The sequence below is a fragment of the Streptomyces sp. 13-12-16 genome, assembly GCF_002114215.1.
GTDB lineage: Bacteria > Actinomycetota > Actinomycetes > Streptomycetales > Streptomycetaceae > Streptomyces.
The window spans coordinates 1-3028 of sequence record NZ_NCTE01000482.1 but is presented as its reverse complement, the minus strand read 5'-3'; the positions used below and the strand labels follow the sequence as shown (position 1 = coordinate 3028).

Genomic DNA, 3028 nt, shown 5'->3' with positions numbered 1-3028 from the left:
GCCCCCGGCCCGCCGGCGAGCCGCCCGGCCTCACGTCGCCCCGCCGGCGCACCGGCCCCTTCCCCGTCCGCCGCCTCCGCGGCGAGAGCGTCCCCGATCAGCGTCAGCTGCTCCCGCAGCACGGCGACATCGACGACGGCCGCCCGGTGCGCGGCCACGACCCCCGGGTCCTGCCGCGCCCGCGCGGACAGGGGCTCATCGAGAAGGACGGCCATCAGCGCGTCCATACCACCGGGGGCGAAACCGTCGCCGTCACGACCGTCGTGCTCAGGGCCACCGCCCTCACCGCTGCCGCGCCCGGGACCCCCGTCACCGGGACCGCCGGCCTCGCCGCTGCCGCGTTCGGGACCCCCGTCACCGGGACCGCCGGCCTCGCCGCTGCCGCGTTCGGGACCCCTGTCGCCGGAACCGTCGGTCCCATGGCCCTCGTGCGCGGGGGCGCCGTCGGGGCGGTCGTGCGTGGTGGGTTCTTCGGGTTCCGGGGTTCCGGGGCCGGGCTCGGCGGGGTTGTCGCGGGACGGGTCCCGGTGTTCGTCGTGGGCGGGCATGTCAGACCACCTCGTCCTCGTGCAGGCGGGTGCGCAGGGCGCGTACCGCCGTGTGCAGCCTGCTCTTGACCGTGCCCTCCGGGACGCCGAGCTGTTCGGCGATGGACCGGACCGGCAGGTCGGCGTAGAAGCGCAGCACGACCACCTGGCGCTGCGCGTCGGGCAGCTCGTCCAGGCCGCGGGCCACGGCGAGGGAGAGCAGGCTGGTCTCCTCGCCGGAAGGGGCCGTCTCCGCCGGACGGAGCGCGGCGAGGCGTTCGCCCAGCCGCTCCTGGCGGCGTTTGGCCCGGTGCCAGTCCATGGCGAGGTTGGAGGCGACGACCGCCGCCCACGCCGAGACGTCCCGCGGCGCCTCCCGCCCGCTCGCGGCGCGTTCCAGCAGCCGCAGGCGGACCTGCTGCACCCCGTCCGGCAGGTCCGCCTGCGGTACCCCGCCCAGTGCGAGCACCGCCCGCACCCGGCGTTCCTGCGCCGCGTCCAGCGGGTCGTCGTCCGTGGCGACGTACGACGACCCCCGGCCGCGCCGGGTCCTTCCGCGCAGCACCGGCCACCCCCCTCACACTGTTTCCCCTACGACGCCGGTCCGGCCCGGAACGTTCGCCGGACCGTCCGGAAGCCGGCCGAGGCGTACGTCACACCTTCGTGTGGGCGGGGGCGGGCCGGGCAGGGGACCTTGCGGTCAGCGGCCCCCGCCGACTGAATTCCTCCTGGTCAGCGGGGTGACGACCGAAGGTCCGCAACCCCTGTGCGCCGGTCCGTCGTCCCACTGTGCGGGCAGGACGGGCAAAGAATTGGACAGGCGGGCCGTGGTCGGCCGCATCATGGAAGAGCCTCGGCCAGGCATTCGGATACGAATCAGGACAGATGAGGGAGTCGCCGTGAGGGTCGGAATCGTCGGAGCCACCGGTCAGGTCGGCACGGTCATGCGCAGGATCCTCAAGGAGCGGAACTTCCCGGTCACGGAGCTGCGCCTGTTCGCCTCGGCCCGCTCGGCCGGCACGGAGCTGGACGGCGTGACGGTGGAGGACGCGTCCACCGCCGACTACAGCGGCCTGGACATCGTGCTGTTCTCCGCGGGCGGCGCGACCTCGAAGGCGCTGGCCGAGAAGGTCGCCGCGCAGGGCGCGGTCGTGATCGACAACTCCTCCGCCTGGCGCAAGGACCCCGAGGTCCCCCTCGTCGTCTCCGAGGTGAACCCGCACGCGATCGCGAACCGCCCCAAGGGCATCATCGCCAACCCGAACTGCACGACGATGGCCGCGATGCCGGTCCTGCGTCCGCTGCACGCGGAGGCGGGCCTTCAGGCGCTGGTCGTCGCCACGTACCAGGCCGTGTCCGGCTCCGGCCTCGCGGGCGTCGCGGAGCTGCACGGTCAGGCGCAGAAGGTGATCGACGAGGCCGACAGGCTGACCCACGACGGCTCTGCGGTCGACTTCCCCGAGCCCGGCGTCTACAAGCGCCCCATCGCCTTCAACGTGCTGCCGCTGGCCGGCAACCTCGTCGACGACGGTCTGAACGAGACCGACGAGGAGCAGAAGCTGCGCAACGAGTCCCGCAAGATCCTGGAGATCCCCGAGCTGAAGGTCTCCGGCACGTGCGTGCGCGTCCCGGTGTTCTCCGGGCACTCGCTGCAGATCAACGCCCGTTTCGCCCGCCCGATCAGCGCCGAGCGCGCGACCGAGCTGCTGGCGGACGCCCCCGGTGTCGTCCTCACCGACATCCCCACCCCGCTCCAGGCCGCCGGCCAGGACCCGTCGTACGTCGGCCGGATCCGCCCCGACGAGACGGTGGAGCACGGCCTCGCGCTGTTCGTCTCCAACGACAACCTCCGCAAGGGCGCGGCGCTGAACGCCGTGCAGATCGCGGAGCTGGTGGCGGCGGAGCTGTCCGCCGCGTAGGGCACCGCTTCCCGGGGCGGTCGTCCGGTACGGGGCGGCCGCCCCGTACCGGACGACCGCCCCTCGTTGCGGAGTGTGACATTCCACCCCATCGCTCATGGTGATCGTGTGAAGATCGCTCCATGACGCAGATGACGAAGGGCGGCAACCTGCCCGTCCCCGCGACCGCTCTCCAGGTGGCGGTGACCTGGCGGCAGGGCCCCGGAGTGCCGGACGTGGACGTCTCGGCCCTGCTCCTCGGCGCGACGGGCCGGGTCCGCTCGGACACCGACCTCGTCTTCTACAACCAGCCGGCGCATCCGTCGGGCACCGTGCGCCACCTGGGCAAGGGTCAGGGGGCCGACGGGACGGGCGCCGACTGGCTGTGGCTGGACCTCGCGGCCGTGGAGCCCGGAGTGGACCGGGTCGTGGTGGCCGCGTCCGCCGACGCGGGAACGTTCGGGCAGGTGCCGTCGCTGGACGTCCGGGTCTCCCTGCCGGACGGGCAGCCGGTCGCGTCCTTCGCGATCGTGGACGCGTCGGCGGAGACCGCCTTCGTCTTCGGCGAGTTCTACCGCCGCAACGGCGCCTGGAAGTTCCGCG

The 3028-nt window shown here is 73.6% G+C and carries 3 protein-coding genes and 1 pseudogene; 2 read left to right on the top strand and 2 right to left on the bottom strand.

The features are described 5' to 3' along the window. Together B7767_RS19175 and B7767_RS19170 are read right to left on the bottom strand one after the other, a co-directional pair. Positions 1–548, bottom strand: a pseudogene (locus B7767_RS19175) (hypothetical protein); the annotation flags it as partial. Position 549: 1 nt separating this feature from the next. Further along, the gene (locus B7767_RS19170; protein WP_085573250.1) at positions 550–1092 is read right to left on the bottom strand and encodes a sigma-70 family RNA polymerase sigma factor; all 543 of its coding nucleotides are present in this window, start codon (positions 1090–1092) and stop codon (positions 550–552) included. A gap of 334 nt (positions 1093–1426) precedes the next feature. Here B7767_RS19170 and B7767_RS19165 point away from each other — a divergent pair, with 334 nt between their 5' ends. Further along, positions 1427–2446, top strand: coding sequence for an aspartate-semialdehyde dehydrogenase (locus tag B7767_RS19165; RefSeq protein WP_085573249.1), 1020 nt, complete (start codon positions 1427–1429; stop codon positions 2444–2446). A 122-nt stretch (positions 2447–2568) separates the two neighbouring features. Then, the coding region (locus B7767_RS19160; RefSeq protein ID WP_143652549.1) for a TerD family protein at positions 2569–3028 on the top strand (460 nt) is incomplete at its 3' end.